We start from the raw sequence: 14229 nt of genomic DNA, 5'->3' as shown, positions 1-14229 counted from the left end.
TTTCGATGAAGTTCATGATGTTTGTCTGCACGGATGCCGAGCCGGATACCGCAACGGATGAAGGCGAAACGCCGATCGATGAATGGGCGGCGAAAAACGATGCCTCCGGTGTGCGGGTCGACGGTAACCGACTACGGCCACCGCAGGACGCGACGGTCGTCCGCAAACGCGGAGGCAAAGTGTTGGTGACCGACGGTCCATTCGCTGAGACTCACGAGTGGATTGCAGGGTTCGACATTCTCGAGTGCGCCGATCTCGATGAGGCCATTGCGGTGGCTGCTGATCACGAGATGGCTCGCCACGGACGCATCGAGTTGCGGCCTTTCTGGCCATTTGGCGAGTGAGCGAACCGGCGGCTGCGCTGGCCAAGGTGATGGAGAGCGAGAGGTTGCGGATCATCGCCACCTTGATACGCACGACCCGTGACTTTGGCCTAGCGGAGGACGCCCTTGCCGACGCTGTGGAGCGTGCGCTGCGGAAGTGGCCAGAGGATGGAATCCCCGCAAATCCGGCGGCGTGGCTGACCACCGTTTCCACCCGCCGTGCGCTTGATCTGCTGCGCCGAAGCTCGCTGGAGCGACGCAAGCTCAGTGAGCTTCACTACAGCGATGCCGCGCGCGATTCGGATTCCCCTGACGACGACAGAATGCGTTTGATCTTTGTGTGCTGTCACCCCGCACTCTCGATGGAAGCCCGCGTCGCGCTGACGCTCAAGGTGATTGCCGGTCTGCCAACCGAGGCCATCGCGCGCGCATTCTTCATAAGCGAGGCGACGATGTCGCAACGCCTTCTGCGCGCTAAACAGAAGATATCCAACGCTGGCATTGCCTATCGGGAACCGAGCTCAGGCGACCTCGCGGACCGTCTCGACGCGGTGTTGAGTGTGGTTTATCTCATCTTCACTCATGGCTATTCCTCTCACTCGACCAGACTTGCCGAGGAAGCTCTTCGGTTAGCTAACCTTCTGGTGGAACTAGTGCCGAAGTCGGATGAAGTTCGCTGCCTGCTGGCGCTACTTCTCTTTCAGCATTCGCGCCGTGACTCTCGCGCACACAACGGTCAGCCAGTGACGCTCGAACTCCAAGACCGTTCTTCTTGGGACGCCAGGATGGTCACGGATGCCAGCAAAATACTGGCACGTCAGCCCGAGCGGGCTCGTGGTCCATACCGAATCCAGGCGGAACTTGCCGCAGTGCATGCCACCGCCCCCACCGCAGGCGCAACGAATTGGCCTGTGATCGTCGCGCTCTACGATGAATTGTTGGGGATTAGTCCCTCGCCCGTGGTGGAACTTAATCGGGCAGTCGCACTGGGGATGTGCCACGGACCGAATGCGGGCCTTGCCGCACTCGAGAACATCACGAGTCTCTCTCGATTGGCCGGTAACCACTTGGTCCCCGCCGTGAGGGGAGATTTGTTGGCACGCGCAGGCCAGGTCGCCGAGGCGGTCGCAGCCCTACGGGAGGCCGCCGAGCTGGCTCCCACCGACCACGAGCGGCGTGCGCTGCTACTACGAGCACTCGAATTACAGGAGACGCGATGACGCAACAGATCGATTCAATAGGCGACCGGATCAGTGAGTTCACCCTTTCCCTTTCTGACGGTGGAGTGTTGCACGTCTACGACGCTGGCTCCGCCGACGATGGTGCACTGGCGTTGCTGTGGCATCACGGCACGCCAAATACTGGGGCTCCACCCGCCCCACTCCTCGATGCAGCTGCCGCTATGGGGCTGCGTTGGATAGGCTACGACCGGCCCGGTTATGGAGGCTCGTCTCCCGCTCCCGATCGCCCCGTCTATTCCGCCGCGGGGTACGCGGAGGCCGTGGTCGATTTTCTGGGAATCGAGCGCTTCGCCGTGATGGGTCACTCTGGCGGTGGGCCCCATGCGTTGGCGGTCGCCGCGATGCTCCCTATGCGAGTCGTCGCAGCTGTCGCCATTGCGAGCCTAGCTCCACTGGGCCGAGACGGGCTCGAGCCGGAGGTGTATACGGCAGGGATGGCCGCCACAGGTATCGCGAGCCTGACAGCAGCCATCGAGGGGCGCACAACTAAGGAATCCTACGAAAAAGAGCACGGTGACGATTACGACCCCGAATTCACCCCCGGTGATCTGGCCATGTTCGAGGGGGAGTGGTCGTGGTTCATCGACGTGGTACGCGCTGGCGCCGCATCTGGCCCAGCACCGGCCATTGACGACGACCTCGCTTACGTGCGTGATTGGGGATTCGACCCCGCATCGATCCAGGCTCCCACCCTGCTTCTCCACGGTGGCGCTGACAGAGTTGTGCCACCGGCACACTCCCAGCGTCTGGCTGCATCCATCCCGGGCGCCGAGTTGAGGCTGGAGCCGAGCGCTGGCCATATTTCGGTGATTGACGGCGCAATCGATGCTCTCGCGTGGATCGCGCGACAGAAAGATTAAGCGTGCCTTCGCCGCGGGAATGTCAGTGGCCCAGAGTATGTTTTAAAGAAAGTTAGGCGACACGCCGAGACACTACATGTTGTGTAATGACATGGGTGTCATTCCCCGTATATAGTGAAATATCCGACAAACCGTCGGTAAACTTCGAGAAGACTTTAAGGAGGATCGAATGGACAACGACAACGACAACGTCGGTGGATACGCAATTCCCGTCGACCCAATGGATCTTCTGCAGTGCGACAGTTGCCAGTAAAAACTTACTGAGCTCGCACCTCAAGAGATTCCTGAAGCCCCGGCAGACCATCGGTCACCGGGGCTTCACTCGTTAATATGCAGAACGTTCAACATTGCCTAAGCTGGACTCCGTGCCAGTCAATAAAGAACTCGAAGGCCGGGTCTTCCCGCCAACAAGCCCCTACCTCGTCGGTCGAGAAAAAGTGCGCGAATTCGCCCGTGCCGTCTTCGCCCAAAGCTCCCTCAACCACGACCCAGCAGCAGCGCGTGCAGCAGGCTACGCCGACGTCGTCGCCCCACCCACGTTCGCCGTTGTCATCCAAGAAGCAGGCCTCGCCCTCCTCCTGGCAGCACCAGACACTGGCATCGACTTCTCCCGCATCGTGCACGGAGAACAAAAGTTCACGTACACACGGCCCATCGTCGCCGGCGACGAACTCACCGCCATCCTCACCGTCACCAGCATCAAATCCCTCGGCGGAAACGACATGATCACCGCCGAAACCGCCATCAGCGACGCAAGCGGCAGCCACGTCGTCACCGCAACCTCCGTACTCGTCATGAGAGGCACAGAATGAGCGACCTCACCGTCGGGCAAGAACTCATCACCGGCAAAGTAACCCTCACTCGCTTCTCCCTCGTGCGCTACGCCGGAGCATCCGGCGACTTCAATCCCATCCACTACCGTGACGACGTCGCCGCCTCGGTCGGCCTCCCCGGAGTGCTCGCCCACGGAATGCTCACCATGGGCCTCGCCGTCCAACCCGTCATCGACTGGATGGAAGACCGCGGCGAACTCGTCGAATACGGTGTGCGCTTCACTCGCCCCGTCGTCGTCGACGGCAACGGCGGAGTCACCGTCACCGTCACCGCCAAAGTCGGCGCCATCGAAGATGACGTCACTCGCATCGATCTCACCGTTAGTGCCGCCAACCAGACCGTGCTCGGCAAATCCCAAGTGAGGGTCAAACTCCACAAATGACAGACAGCCCCGCTAGCGAAACGCTGATGCTCGCCGACCTCACCACCATGAAAGTTGGCGGGCCCGCAAACACCCTCTTGCGACCAACCACAGAGGAAGAACTCCTCGAAAACGTGCGTGCGGTCTGGAAACGCGGAGACGACTGGCTGCTCATCGGGGGCGGCTCCAACATGGTCATCAGCGATGAAGGATTCGACGGCACCGTCATCCACATCGCTACCAAAGGAATCCACGTTGTCTCCCAAAACGAGACCTCGTTGAGCATCCGCGTGCAAGCGGGCGAATCGTGGGATGGCCTAGTCGCGCGCCTCGTCGCTCGCGGTTGGGCTGGCATTGAAGCACTCAGTGGCATTCCCGGATCTGTTGGCGCAGCTCCCATCCAGAACATCGGCGCTTACGGTCAAGAAGTGGCAAGTGCCCTCGACGGTATCGACTTCCTGGACTATTCCAGCGGCGACCTGGTGCACTTGAGTACAGCAGAACTTGAACTCGGCTACCGCAGCTCCGTCATCAAAAGTGGCCGTGCAGGTCTCGTAGTAGCCGTGCACCTCACCCTCACCGCATCGCCAACAAGCACAGTGCAGTACCAACAACTCGCCACGGCGCTCGGAGTGAACATCGGCGACAAAGTGCCCGTGCAACAAGTTCGCGACACCGTGCTCGCGCTGCGGGCATCCAAAGCAATGGTGCTCGACCCCAACGAACCAGACTCGGCAAGCTGCGGCTCGTTCTTCACGAATCCGATCGTTCCCGAAAACATTGCACGAGCACTGCCAGCCGATGCCCCACGCTGGGTAATCGACGATGAACCTGTTGCCGACATTGTGGTTCCGCTCGGAGAAGCTCCCGCCCTGCCGCCCGTGCCACAACAGCGAATGGTGAAGTTGAGCGCCGCCTGGCTCATCGAACACTCCGGTGTGAAAAAAGGCTTCCGGCTGCCTGGATCGCGCGCCGCCATCTCGTCAAAGCACAGCCTCGCAATCGTCAATCGAACCGGAGCGGATGCCGCCGAAGTGGCAGAACTTTCGCGCTACATTGCCGCCAGAGTGCTTGGCGAATACGGCATTCGCCTGCAGCCAGAACCCGTCGCCGTTGGCGTCGAACTCACCTAGATTGCCGCAGCCCTTAGTCGCTACGGCACTTTTTCGTTACGGCACTTAGTCGCAGCAGCTCTAGCTCGAAGTCGGTAGCAGCCCTAATTCCATTGCTCTCGTGACGGCCCGCGTTCGATCCTTCACTTCAAGCTTCTCAAACACATGGATGAGGTGCGTCTTCACCGTCGCCTCACTCACGAACAGGGCGATGGCAATCGCCCGATTGCTGTTGCCCTCAGCAACAAGCGCAAGAACTTGAGTTTCGCGATCACTGAGCGAGACCGGTGCCGGTTCGCGCATACGCTTCACCAGCAGCGCCGCAATCGACGGAGCCAAAGCAACCTCGCCGCGAGCCACCGACCGTAACCCAGCCACAATCTCATCCTGCGGTGCCGCCTTCAGCAGGTAACCGCTCGCTCCAGCCTCAATGGCGGTCAGAATGTTCTCGTCAGACTCATAGGTGGTCAAGATCACGACGCGCACCTCGGGGCGGGCGGCAACGATTTGCGCGGTCGCTTCAGCGCCTCCAACCCCGGGCATGCGCAAATCCATGAGCACAACGTCGGGCGAAAGCTGCGTGGCCAACGTGACCGCCTCGGCACCATTGCCGGCCTCCCCGACGACCTCAATGTCATCCGCAGAACTCAACAGTCCAACAATTCCACTGCGCACAATGGGGTGATCATCGGCAACAACAACACGAATCATGCGGACGCTCCTTGCGGGATCGTGGCGCGCACCGTTGTACCGGCGCCCGAACTGTCAATATCGAGGCGGCCATTCACGAGCGCCAACCGTGCACTCATTCCCTCAAGCCCGAAACCAGTGTGCACGGACGCCGGGTCAAAGCCGACACCGTCATCCGTTACCGCCAGTGTGAGCCCCGTGCCATCCACTGTCACTGCAATAGTCGCGTGAGTGGCCGACGCGTGCTTACGTACATTCGCCAGGGCTTCTTGGGCGCAGCGCAACACGACAACTTCAGTTTCGCGTTCGATCGCAGGCAGCTGCCCGGCATCCACGCTCACGGTTAGTCCAGTTTCTCGGCTGTAGCGTTCTGCAAGTCGTTCGAGAGCGCTCATAATTCCGTCGCCCGTGAGTCCAACCGGAGCGGATGCCGTGACCAGGGCGCGCGCTTCCGCGAGTGCTGCGCGAGCACTGTCTTCGATCAGCTCGAGTTGTTCGGCTGCGGCGGCAGGGTGGTTGTTGTCGAGTTCGCGCCGTGCCCTTTGGGCAACGAGCACTAGCCCGGTGAGGTCTTGCGCGATGGTGTCGTGGATTTCGCGGGCAAGCCGCTCTCGTTCGCTGGAGACTCCGGCATCTCGGCTGACGGCTGCGAGCTCGTCACGGGTGGAGCGGAGTTCCTGCACGAGGTGGTGGCGTTGGTCGCTGAGCTGGGAAATTTGGGTGATCCAGAGGCCGAGGGCGAGGCTGAAGAGCAGGGAAAGGGCCACAACGGTGCCGCTATAGAGCAGTGCATCGGTGCTGAAGCCGCCATTGATGAGAAAGCCGAGCCCCACAGAGAGGGCGAGGGTCACGTTGCCGATGATGGCGTTTCTGGTGCGTTCCGCGATCACCCAAATCAGTGGGTAGGCGAGCGATTGCAGGGTGGCCATGACGGGCATGAAGGCGACGGCGGTGCCGACAATGATCACGATGGAAGCAAGGAAGACGATCGCTGCGATTCGGCTGGTGTATGAGCGGATGCCGATCGTGAACCAGGAGAGAGTGAAGGTGGCTAGGGCGATTCCGGCCCCCACTCGGCTCTCGAGGTCGTAGCCTCCGGAGCCGACGATGAGCACCGTCATGACCGCCGCTGTGGCGATCACTGCAATGCTCATCCAGCGAACGAATCCCATTTAGCTATCCTTGCGGATCCAGCGGAAGGTGAGCCGCGTCACAATGAGGCCGAGCACGAGCCAGAGGCCGGTCGCGATCGCAACACCGGGAAGGTTCCAGCTCTCGGACTGTTCAAGTACTTCGAAGCTGGCGGGCAGGAACACTTCCCGCATTCCCTGCGCCATCCACTTGAGGGGGAACACACTCGCAAAGTTCTGCAGCCATGTCGGAAGCATCGAGAATCCGAGATACACCCCGGAAATGAATTGCAGCACGAGGGCGATGGGGATCACAACGGCGGTTGCACTCTTTCCCGAGCGGGGGAGTGCGCTCAGCGCTATACCGAGCACGGCGGATGTCGTAACACCGAGCACGAAGACCCAAGCGAAGGTCAGCCATTTGCTTGGTTCGCTCGGCAGTTCAACACCGAAAGCGATGCCAGCGACAAGAAGCACGAGGGTCGCTTGCAGTACGCCGGTCACGAACACCTGACCAATTTTGCCGATGAAGTAGCTCATCACCGGAAGCGGGGTGCCGGCGAATCGTTTGAGGGTGCCGTCGCTACGTTCCATTGCGATATCAATGGCCATGTTCTGCAGGCCACTGAGGAGTAGTCCGGCGGCGAGCATGCCCGGCAGGTAGAACGCGGCGGCGGTCAGTGGTTCTTCTTCGGTGCCAAAGTTTTGTTCGCTGAAAGCGACTGCGAAGATCGTGAGCATGACGACGGGGAAGAGGAAGGTGAAGAACACCGAGTCACCCTGACGGAAGTAGGCACGCACTTCATATTTGGTGCGGCTGGCGCCGAGCGTCAGGTTGCGGCCCAAGCGGGAACCGACACTGCTTTTTGTAATCGGGGCTGGCGCCGCTGCGGGGGTTGATGTTGCGGTGCTCATCGTGCGTTCTCCACTTCACGTGCTGTTGCGTGATCGGCAACCAACTGCAGGTAAATGTCTTCCAGGCTGGGGCGGATGATCTCGAGCCCGGCAGGTTCTGCACCGTCGACCATGAGGGATGCCACGAGGGCACCAGGAGTGTGGGTGCGTTCTTCTCGGCGCACGCCGCCGTCGCGCCAACGCACAATCGGAACCCGCGCTTCTGCGCCGCCCAACTCATCAATTGCACCGATATCGATCATCGTGCCGCCCGCAATCACGCCAGCGCGGTCGCCAAGCTGCGCTGCTTCATCGAGGTAGTGGGTGGTGAGGAGGATGGTGGTGCCGTCCGCCTTGAGTGAGCGAATGAGCTGCCAAAACTGTTGACGAGCCTCAGGGTCGAAGCCGGTAGTTGGTTCGTCGAGGAAGAGCATCTCTGGGTTGCCGATGATGCCGAGCGCGACATCCACCCGCCGCCGTTGACCGCCCGAAAGTTTGCGAATCAACGTGCTGGCTTTCTCGTCAAGCCCGACGGCGGCAATGACTTCGTCAACTGTGCGCGGGTTGGGGTAGTAACCGGCAAAGTGGGTGAGCTGTTCGCACACGGTCACGTTGCCGCTCTCGCCGGTGGACTGCAACACGATGCCGAGCCGCGCTTTCCATTCCAGGCCTCCCTTGCCTGGGTCAACGCTGAGCACAGTAGCGTGGCCACTCGTTCGATCGCGGTAGCCCTCAAGAATCTCGATGGTTGTCGACTTGCCTGCACCGTTTGGTCCAAGCAAGGCGAAGGTTTCGCCGCGCTGAATCTCAAAGCTGACAGAGTCAACGGCGGCGAAAGAGCCGTAAGTTTTGCGCAAATCTTCGACCTGCACGACGGGAGCGGTGGTGTTCATGCTTCTATCGTCGCTTGTCTGGCCCGCCCGCAACAGGTTTGCTCGGTTAGAGGTCTATCAACCGATCGGTTGATGCTGGATGTTGCGGCGGGTCCAGCGTTTCTGTTGGGATCGGATGACGGCGAGCAGTCCGAGCACCAAAACGATGGCGCCGACGATGATGGCGGCGATGAGCATGCTGTCGCTGGGGCTCAGTGAGAGTGCCCAGCCGACGAATTGGTCCCGCTGTCCGGGAGTGCGAAGTGCCGTGAGCAGTGTGGCGCCAGCGGCAAAGATAAGAAGGCCCCACACAATGGTGCCGAATCGGATGCGCGGCTGAGCGACAGGGTTCGAAGAGTCAGCGCCAGCACTGGTCTCTGTCCCCGCCTCGGTCAGGTTTTCGGTGTCAAATGTCATCTTCTTACTCCTCAAGCTCGGTTGCGGTGAGCGGGTTGTCGTTAAAGACGCGAACCTGCCCTTCCTGCTGCCATAGGCGGACGGTGTGGGTCACGGTGGCGTCAGGGTCGCCGATCCTGACCTGCCATCGTTCGAACGTGCTGCTGAGACTCGTGGGGGAGAGGCAATCGAACTCGCCGTTGAATCCGGCGTTGTTCTCGTCGGTTCGAAGGTTGGCGACACACACAGAACTTTGTGGTGAGCGCACGTCGAGTGTCACTGCAGTTCCTTCTGCGACATACACTTCGACTGATCCGGCACCTTGCCAGAGATCGCTCGTGATGACTGGCTCATTCTGCTGGGTGTTGACGTAGGCAGTGCCCCACAGTTGCGCGGTGCGAGTCCCGTCGAGCGGCGCCGTCGGGGAGAGCAGGGTGCGGTCGACCGGCAGAGTGAATGCAACGAGCGCGGCGAGAACGGTCATGCCGGCCAGGAAGGCTAAGAATGCGCTGCGGCGACGCAGTATTCCGCCAATCACTATCGCTAGCCCGAAGATAAGGGCCGCAACGGAGAGCCCGGTGGCTGCGGCGATTGTCGGGGAATCTCCGCTAGCCGTCGCCGCTGCGGCGACGAGACCATAGGCGAGAAGCGCCAATCCGGCAACAACGGCCATGACCGCTACGGGGAGTCGGGGGCTCAGCCGTTGACGTTCACGTCGACGTGCTGTCGCGATCGCTGCCGCGGCACGAGCACGCTCGCGCGATTCTGCGGTGCGTTGGCGGCGGATCTCTTGAGCATTCGCCTCCTGTTGCGCTTTCCAGGCGGCGTTCTGGACCTTCCAGACGTCTCGTTGTTCACGCCAGGCCGCGATTTCGTCGTCTGTGGCGGTGGAACTTGGATGCTCGGGAAGGGTCGGTGCCGCTGAGGCAGCGTTATTCATCCGCTCGCCAGCGACAGTATCCGATGGAGCGGAGTCTGTGGACTGTCCTGAATTTGCGGCGTCCGAAGAGACAGACGTCGATTGATGTTCGGGAGGTGTTGACCGATCACTTGAGTTGCGGGCGAGCCGTGCGATCCACACGACGAGCGCAATGATGCCTCCGATGACGAGGATCGTCCACAACACTCGGAAGATGTCTGTTCCCCAGCGGGAAGGGCCAGCAACGAAGGAGCCGACTTCCCAGAATCCTTGAGTGGTGGGAAGCATCGAGAGCAGTAGTAGCGCGCCGATCCCTGCATGTGCTCGCTCGAACGTTCCCCGGAGGAGGTTCTCGAGGTGGATCGAGTCATTTTCATCCGGGATGAGGAGCCACGCTGCGGCGTAAAGCAGGATCGCGGGCCCACCGAGAATGGCAACAACGACGAAGATGCCGCGGACGATGAGGGGATCGATGGCGAGGCGGGTCGCGACGCCCGAAGCCACACCCCCAATCCAGCCCGCTTCGCGTCGGAGATCGAGTTCGCGCATCCAGTTCATGAAGGGCTGCCCGGGAGTTGTTGCTTGCGGTGCGGACGGTGGGGGTTCGTGAGAGCCGTCGGAAGAGCCGTCGGTGTCCTCTGTCGGGGTGCTGCCGGAGTTGTTGTGTGAAGCCATGCTCCTATCGTGGCGCTGACTAGCAGCCTTCGCTATGAGGGATGACCCTGAGCGCACCCTGAGAGATCACCATGGCGGTCGAAAACCTGCTTGGATTCAGGGATGACCGCTGCAGCCGTACGCCCTCTCTTGCAGCGCCCGCGCGCGGCGGCAATAAGCGGCGTTTGTGCAGCGGTGGCCGCCCATGTCGGCTGGAGTGTACCCAAGGTGCGTTTGCTGGCGGTCGTCACCACGCTGTGTGGTGGGGCAGGACTGCTCTTGTATCTCTGGCTGTGGGCTCTAGTCCCTCTTGCCCCTAGCCACACCGATAACCGCCGCGAAGTGCACCGAAGTGTTCCGATCGCGATGCTGCTCGTCATTGGCTCGGGAATCGCTGCCATTCTTGTCCTGCTGTTCGCCTTGGGCTCTGGCCCGCAGGGTCGCTCTCCGGCCCTGATCGTTGTTGCGCTCACGAGCGCCGCCGCTGTCGCCTGGAGCTTGGCGGTTGACCGCCACGACCCCAGCCGCGGCACCCGCTACGGGGTGGTAGCCCGAGGATCGTCCGCGGCGATCATCATTGTGTGCTCGCTCTCCGTGTGGGCCCTGCAGCCCAGCATCATCAACGGCCTAATCGCAACAGCGTTGATCATTGCCGCAGTCGCCCTGTTGGCGGCTCCACGAATTGTTGCTCTCTGGGGTGACTTGATCGCGGAACGGACCGCGCGAGTCAGGGAAGAACATCGGGCCGAAGTCGCCGCCCACCTGCATGACTCGGTGCTTCAGACTCTTGCGCTCATCCAAAACCGTGCCGGTGTTTCGACGGAAATTGCGCGGATCGCTCGAGCGCAGGAGCGAGAGCTGCGCGAGTGGTTGTTTGAAGGGGATGCCGCTCCCACGACGGACTGCGTCACCGAGATTCGTTCAATCGCGGCCGCCATTGAGCTCGACTATCCGGTGAGATTCGATGTTGTCGCTGCCGGCGAACTGGTTGAGGATGCTCCCGTCGCGCTCGTGTCTGCCACTAGGGAAGCGATGCTGAATGCTGCACGTCACGCGGGTGGTGAGGTGTCGATCTACATCGAATCTTCCGCGCACGTTGTTGACGTGTTTGTGCGCGATAGAGGTCCGGGGGTCGAACTCGACACTTTGCCTGCCGACCGTCTTGGCATCAGGGAGTCGATTATCGGCCGCATGACTCGTGCCGGCGGAACCGCAACTCTTCGTCGAGGATCTGGTGGCGTTGGCACAGAAGTTCATCTTCGAATCGAGGAACAAGCGTGAATGATCCCCACACTCTCGACGTTGTGATCGTCGACGACCATTCCATCTTCCGCTCGGGGTTGAGAGCTGATCTCGACGCGACCGTGCGCGTTGTTGGCGAGGCGGCGACGGTCGATGAGGCCGTTGAGCTGATCGAGAAATTGCGGCCGGCGGTTGTCTTGCTCGACGTGCACTTGCCTGGCGGGGCTGGCGGTGGAGGGGCAGAAGTACTTCGCCGCTCGAGCGCTCTGTTGGATTCGGTGCGGTTTCTCGCGCTCAGCGTTTCCGATGCAGCGGAGGATGTTGTTGGCGTGATCAGAGCAGGGGCTCGCGGCTACATCACCAAGGGCAGTTCCGGTCGCGATGTGAGTGAAGCCGTTGTTGCTGTAGCCGGAGGCGACGCTGTGTTCTCTCCCAAACTCGCGGGGTTCGTGCTTGATGCCTTCGGTGCCGTTGCAGGGGAGCAGTCGGAGTCCAGCGATGAACTCGACCGACTTTCTGGCCGTGAGCGCGAAGTGATGCGCTATATCGCTCGCGGTTACGCCTACAAAGAGGTCGCATCCGAGCTCTATATTTCGGTCAAGACGGTCGAGACACACGTCTCTGCTGTGTTGCGTAAATTGCAGTTGTCGTCGCGTCATGAACTGACGGTGTGGGCGACAGCGCGAAAGCTGCTCTAGACGCTCACGAGTCGTCTGGGCGAGAGTCGGTGTCGGGATCGTGACCAGAGTTGGGCTCGGCGGGTGAGTCGAGCGGCGTGGACAACAGCACCCTCAACTCAGCATCAAAGAGCGCAGCGTCAAACCCCTCGTCGGGGGATTCGCGCAACAGCATCGTCGCAATCGCATGAACGCGTCGTCGTTCATCACCGCTCTCCGCCGCTGCTTCGAGCACAGGAAGCGCAGTGTCGCCCAACGCGACGAGGGCCCGACTGAGGCTGAGTTGCACGTCGCGGTCTCCGTGGTTGAGATGGCGCACGAGCATGGCAGCCAAAGCGTGCTCCCCACCTTCGGGTACGAGCACGGTTGCTACCCGCCAGGCTGTTCGGGCGACTTGATCATCTGTGTCGTTGAGGACTTCTGGTGTGATCGCTGCCCATCCCTCAGGGTCGCCGATCTTGGAAAGGGTGTGCAGCGCTTGGCTGCGCGCTTGGGCGATTGCCGATCGTGTTTCGGTGATGAGCGTCGGCACAGTGAGCTCCACTGGGTGCCGCATGAGCGCCCACGTGAGGGTTTCGCGAACGTTGAGGTCTGGTTCGATCGCGCAGCGTTCGAGCAGCACACTCACGTATTCGGGGCGCGGATGGGTCCCAGCGGACATCGCGGCCTGCAACCGCACTGACGGCGCTGAGGCGAGTAGCGCTTGATGCAGCCTGCTTGCGGCATCGAGCGGTGGTGGTGAGTCCATCGGTTCCTCCACCGCAACGGCGGCGGTTGTTGTGTTAGCTGAAAAGTTTCTGAAGGCGCTGCACACCTTCGAGGAGGGCGTCGTCTCCGAGGGCGTAGGAGAGGCGGAGGTAGCCGCTTGGTCCGAATGCTTCGCCGGGGATCACAGCAACTTCAGCTTTTTCGAGAATGAGATCGGCAAGTTCGAGGCTTGTGGTTGGGGTGACGCCAGCCCATTCGCGGTTCAGTAGGCCCGAAACATCCGGGTACACGTAGAAAGCACCCTGTGGTGTTGGGCAGTTGATGCCGTCGATCTTGTTGAGCTCGGAGACCATGAGTTTGCGACGGCGGTCGAAAGCTAGGCGCATTTCTTCAACGGCATCCTGCGGGCCGGTGAGGGCTTCGATTGCAGCACGCTGCGAGATGTTGGAGACGTTGCTCGTGAGGTGCGACTGCAAGTTGGCAGCGCCTTTCATTGCATCGACGGGGCCGACCATCCAGCCGAGGCGCCAGCCGGTCATCGAATAGCTCTTGGCTACGCCGTTTACCAAAATGGTGGTGTCGGCGAGCGCGGGAACAACCTCAACGATGGAAACAGCGCGCACTCCGTCGTAAACAAGGTTTTGGTAGATGTCATCGCTGATCACCCAGATGCCGTGCTCGAGCGCCCATTCGCCGATGGCCTTGGTCTGCTCGGGCGTGTAGACGGCACCGGTCGGGTTCGACGGTGAAACGAAGAGCAGCACTTTGGTGTTCTCGGTGCGAGCTGCTTCGAGCTGCTCGACGGTCACGAGGTAACCCTGATCTGCACCAGCAAAAACTTCAACCATGGTGCCGCCAGCGAGCTTGATCGCTTCGGGGTAGGTCGTCCAGTACGGGGTCGGAACGATTACTTCATCGCCCTGATCTACAAGAGTTGCGAAGGCTTGGTAGACGGCCTGCTTGCCACCGTTGGTGACGACAACTTGGTTGATTCCCACTTCGAGGCCGCTATCGCGCAGCGTCTTGGCCGCGATTGCTTCGCGCAGTTCTGGCAGTCCGGCTGCAGGCGTGTAGCGGTGGTTCTTGGGGTCGAGCACTGCTCGGGATGCCGCCTCCACAATGTTCGCCGGTGTCGCGAAATCGGGCTCGCCAGCCGCATAGCTGATGATCGGACGACCGGCCGCAAGAAGCGACTTAGCTTTAGCGTCCACCTTGAGGGTGGCCGATTCGGCGATGGCGGAAATTCTGGCAGAGAGGCGAGGTGAAGTCACCCGTCAAGTCTAGGCGTTGCGGCTAGCGATGGGGAGGGGATTACG

General features: G+C 61.1%; 16 protein-coding genes. 8 read left to right on the top strand and 8 right to left on the bottom strand.

Going from position 1 to position 14229, the window contains the following annotated elements; translation table 11 throughout:
• The first annotated feature begins 5 nt into the window (after positions 1-5).
• The 6 genes from ACOH1Z_RS10215 (at position 6) to ACOH1Z_RS10190 (ending at position 4752) form a co-directional block, all read left to right on the top strand.
• Positions 6-344 carry a YciI family protein gene (locus tag ACOH1Z_RS10215; protein WP_449648384.1) on the top strand — a complete coding sequence of 113 codons (339 nt, stop codon included), beginning with the start codon at positions 6-8 and terminating at the stop codon, positions 342-344.
• Complete coding sequence (locus tag ACOH1Z_RS10210; RefSeq protein WP_449648383.1) at positions 341-1543, top strand: RNA polymerase sigma factor; 1203 nt, start codon at positions 341-343, stop codon at positions 1541-1543. The genes ACOH1Z_RS10215 and ACOH1Z_RS10210 overlap by 4 nt, the downstream gene beginning before the upstream one ends.
• Positions 1540-2424, top strand: coding sequence for an alpha/beta fold hydrolase (locus ACOH1Z_RS10205; protein WP_449648382.1), 885 nt, complete (start codon positions 1540-1542; stop codon positions 2422-2424). The genes ACOH1Z_RS10210 and ACOH1Z_RS10205 overlap by 4 nt, the downstream gene beginning before the upstream one ends.
• Before the next feature lie 365 nt (positions 2425-2789).
• Positions 2790-3236, top strand: coding sequence for an FAS1-like dehydratase domain-containing protein (locus ACOH1Z_RS10200; RefSeq protein ID WP_449648381.1), 447 nt, complete (start codon positions 2790-2792; stop codon positions 3234-3236).
• Positions 3233-3640, top strand: a complete 408-nt coding sequence (locus ACOH1Z_RS10195) for a MaoC/PaaZ C-terminal domain-containing protein (RefSeq protein WP_449648380.1) — start codon at positions 3233-3235, stop codon at positions 3638-3640. The genes ACOH1Z_RS10200 and ACOH1Z_RS10195 overlap by 4 nt, the downstream gene beginning before the upstream one ends.
• Positions 3637-4752, top strand: coding sequence for a UDP-N-acetylmuramate dehydrogenase (locus ACOH1Z_RS10190; RefSeq protein ID WP_449648379.1), 1116 nt, complete (start codon positions 3637-3639; stop codon positions 4750-4752). The genes ACOH1Z_RS10195 and ACOH1Z_RS10190 overlap by 4 nt, the downstream gene beginning before the upstream one ends.
• A 60-nt stretch (positions 4753-4812) precedes the next feature.
• On the opposite strand, the gene ACOH1Z_RS10185 is transcribed toward ACOH1Z_RS10190, so the two are convergent.
• From ACOH1Z_RS10185 to ACOH1Z_RS10160, 6 genes are read right to left on the bottom strand one after another with little or no spacing between them, the layout of a single operon-like run.
• The gene (locus tag ACOH1Z_RS10185) at positions 4813-5442 is read right to left on the bottom strand and encodes a response regulator (protein ID WP_449648378.1); all 630 of its coding nucleotides are present in this window, start codon (positions 5440-5442) and stop codon (positions 4813-4815) included.
• Entirely contained in the window at positions 5439-6593 is a 1155-nt protein-coding gene (locus tag ACOH1Z_RS10180) for a sensor histidine kinase (RefSeq protein ID WP_449648377.1), read from the bottom strand. Before ACOH1Z_RS10180 ends, ACOH1Z_RS10185 begins: the two co-directional genes overlap by 4 nt.
• A complete protein-coding gene (locus tag ACOH1Z_RS10175) occupies positions 6594-7466 on the bottom strand; it encodes an ABC transporter permease (RefSeq protein ID WP_449648376.1) in 873 nt (290 codons plus the stop codon).
• Positions 7463-8338, bottom strand: a complete 876-nt coding sequence (locus tag ACOH1Z_RS10170) for an ABC transporter ATP-binding protein (protein WP_449648375.1) — start codon at positions 8336-8338, stop codon at positions 7463-7465. Before ACOH1Z_RS10170 ends, ACOH1Z_RS10175 begins: the two co-directional genes overlap by 4 nt.
• 57 nt (positions 8339-8395) lie before the next feature.
• Positions 8396-8734 carry a hypothetical protein gene (locus tag ACOH1Z_RS10165; RefSeq protein WP_449648374.1) on the bottom strand — a complete coding sequence of 113 codons (339 nt, stop codon included), beginning with the start codon at positions 8732-8734 and terminating at the stop codon, positions 8396-8398.
• A gap of 4 nt (positions 8735-8738) precedes the next feature.
• Positions 8739-10307 carry a PspC domain-containing protein gene (locus ACOH1Z_RS10160; protein ID WP_449648373.1) on the bottom strand — a complete coding sequence of 523 codons (1569 nt, stop codon included), beginning with the start codon at positions 10305-10307 and terminating at the stop codon, positions 8739-8741.
• Between the two features lie 102 nt (positions 10308-10409).
• Between ACOH1Z_RS10160 and ACOH1Z_RS10155 the strand changes: the two genes are divergently transcribed.
• Both ACOH1Z_RS10155 and ACOH1Z_RS10150 read left to right on the top strand, forming a co-directional pair.
• Entirely contained in the window at positions 10410-11567 is a 1158-nt protein-coding gene (locus ACOH1Z_RS10155; RefSeq protein ID WP_449648372.1) for a sensor histidine kinase, read from the top strand.
• A complete protein-coding gene (locus ACOH1Z_RS10150) occupies positions 11564-12226 on the top strand; it encodes a LuxR C-terminal-related transcriptional regulator (RefSeq protein ID WP_449648371.1) in 663 nt (220 codons plus the stop codon). The genes ACOH1Z_RS10155 and ACOH1Z_RS10150 overlap by 4 nt, the downstream gene beginning before the upstream one ends.
• A gap of 4 nt (positions 12227-12230) precedes the next feature.
• Here ACOH1Z_RS10150 and ACOH1Z_RS10145 read toward each other — a convergent pair whose 3' ends face one another.
• Together ACOH1Z_RS10145 and ACOH1Z_RS10140 are read right to left on the bottom strand one after the other, a co-directional pair.
• Entirely contained in the window at positions 12231-12953 is a 723-nt protein-coding gene (locus ACOH1Z_RS10145; protein ID WP_449648370.1) for a HEAT repeat domain-containing protein, read from the bottom strand.
• A gap of 34 nt (positions 12954-12987) precedes the next feature.
• The gene (locus tag ACOH1Z_RS10140) at positions 12988-14184 is read right to left on the bottom strand and encodes a pyridoxal phosphate-dependent aminotransferase (protein WP_449648369.1); all 1197 of its coding nucleotides are present in this window, start codon (positions 14182-14184) and stop codon (positions 12988-12990) included.
• Positions 14185-14229 lie beyond the last annotated feature (45 nt).

It is taken from the genome of Rhodoglobus sp. (genome assembly GCF_053580035.1).
Note: the sequence above shows the minus strand (reverse complement) of the source record. Positions and strands in the feature narration are given on the sequence as shown.

Coding starts and splice junctions, on each gene's coding strand:
- ACOH1Z_RS10215 (WP_449648384.1), top strand. CDS start 6: ATGAAGTTCATGATGTTTGTCTGCACGGATGCCGAGCCGGATACCGCA.
- ACOH1Z_RS10205 (WP_449648382.1), top strand. CDS start 1,540: ATGACGCAACAGATCGATTCAATAGGCGACCGGATCAGTGAGTTCACC.
- ACOH1Z_RS10195 (WP_449648380.1), top strand. CDS start 3,233: ATGAGCGACCTCACCGTCGGGCAAGAACTCATCACCGGCAAAGTAACC.
- ACOH1Z_RS10190 (WP_449648379.1), top strand. CDS start 3,637: ATGACAGACAGCCCCGCTAGCGAAACGCTGATGCTCGCCGACCTCACC.
- ACOH1Z_RS10185 (WP_449648378.1), bottom strand. CDS start 5,442: ATGATTCGTGTTGTTGTTGCCGATGATCACCCCATTGTGCGCAGTGGA.
- ACOH1Z_RS10180 (WP_449648377.1), bottom strand. CDS start 6,593: ATGGGATTCGTTCGCTGGATGAGCATTGCAGTGATCGCCACAGCGGCG.
- ACOH1Z_RS10175 (WP_449648376.1), bottom strand. CDS start 7,466: ATGAGCACCGCAACATCAACCCCCGCAGCGGCGCCAGCCCCGATTACA.
- ACOH1Z_RS10170 (WP_449648375.1), bottom strand. CDS start 8,338: ATGAACACCACCGCTCCCGTCGTGCAGGTCGAAGATTTGCGCAAAACT.
- ACOH1Z_RS10165 (WP_449648374.1), bottom strand. CDS start 8,734: ATGACATTTGACACCGAAAACCTGACCGAGGCGGGGACAGAGACCAGT.
- ACOH1Z_RS10160 (WP_449648373.1), bottom strand. CDS start 10,307: ATGGCTTCACACAACAACTCCGGCAGCACCCCGACAGAGGACACCGAC.
- ACOH1Z_RS10155 (WP_449648372.1), top strand. CDS start 10,410: ATGACCGCTGCAGCCGTACGCCCTCTCTTGCAGCGCCCGCGCGCGGCG.
- ACOH1Z_RS10145 (WP_449648370.1), bottom strand. CDS start 12,953: ATGGACTCACCACCACCGCTCGATGCCGCAAGCAGGCTGCATCAAGCG.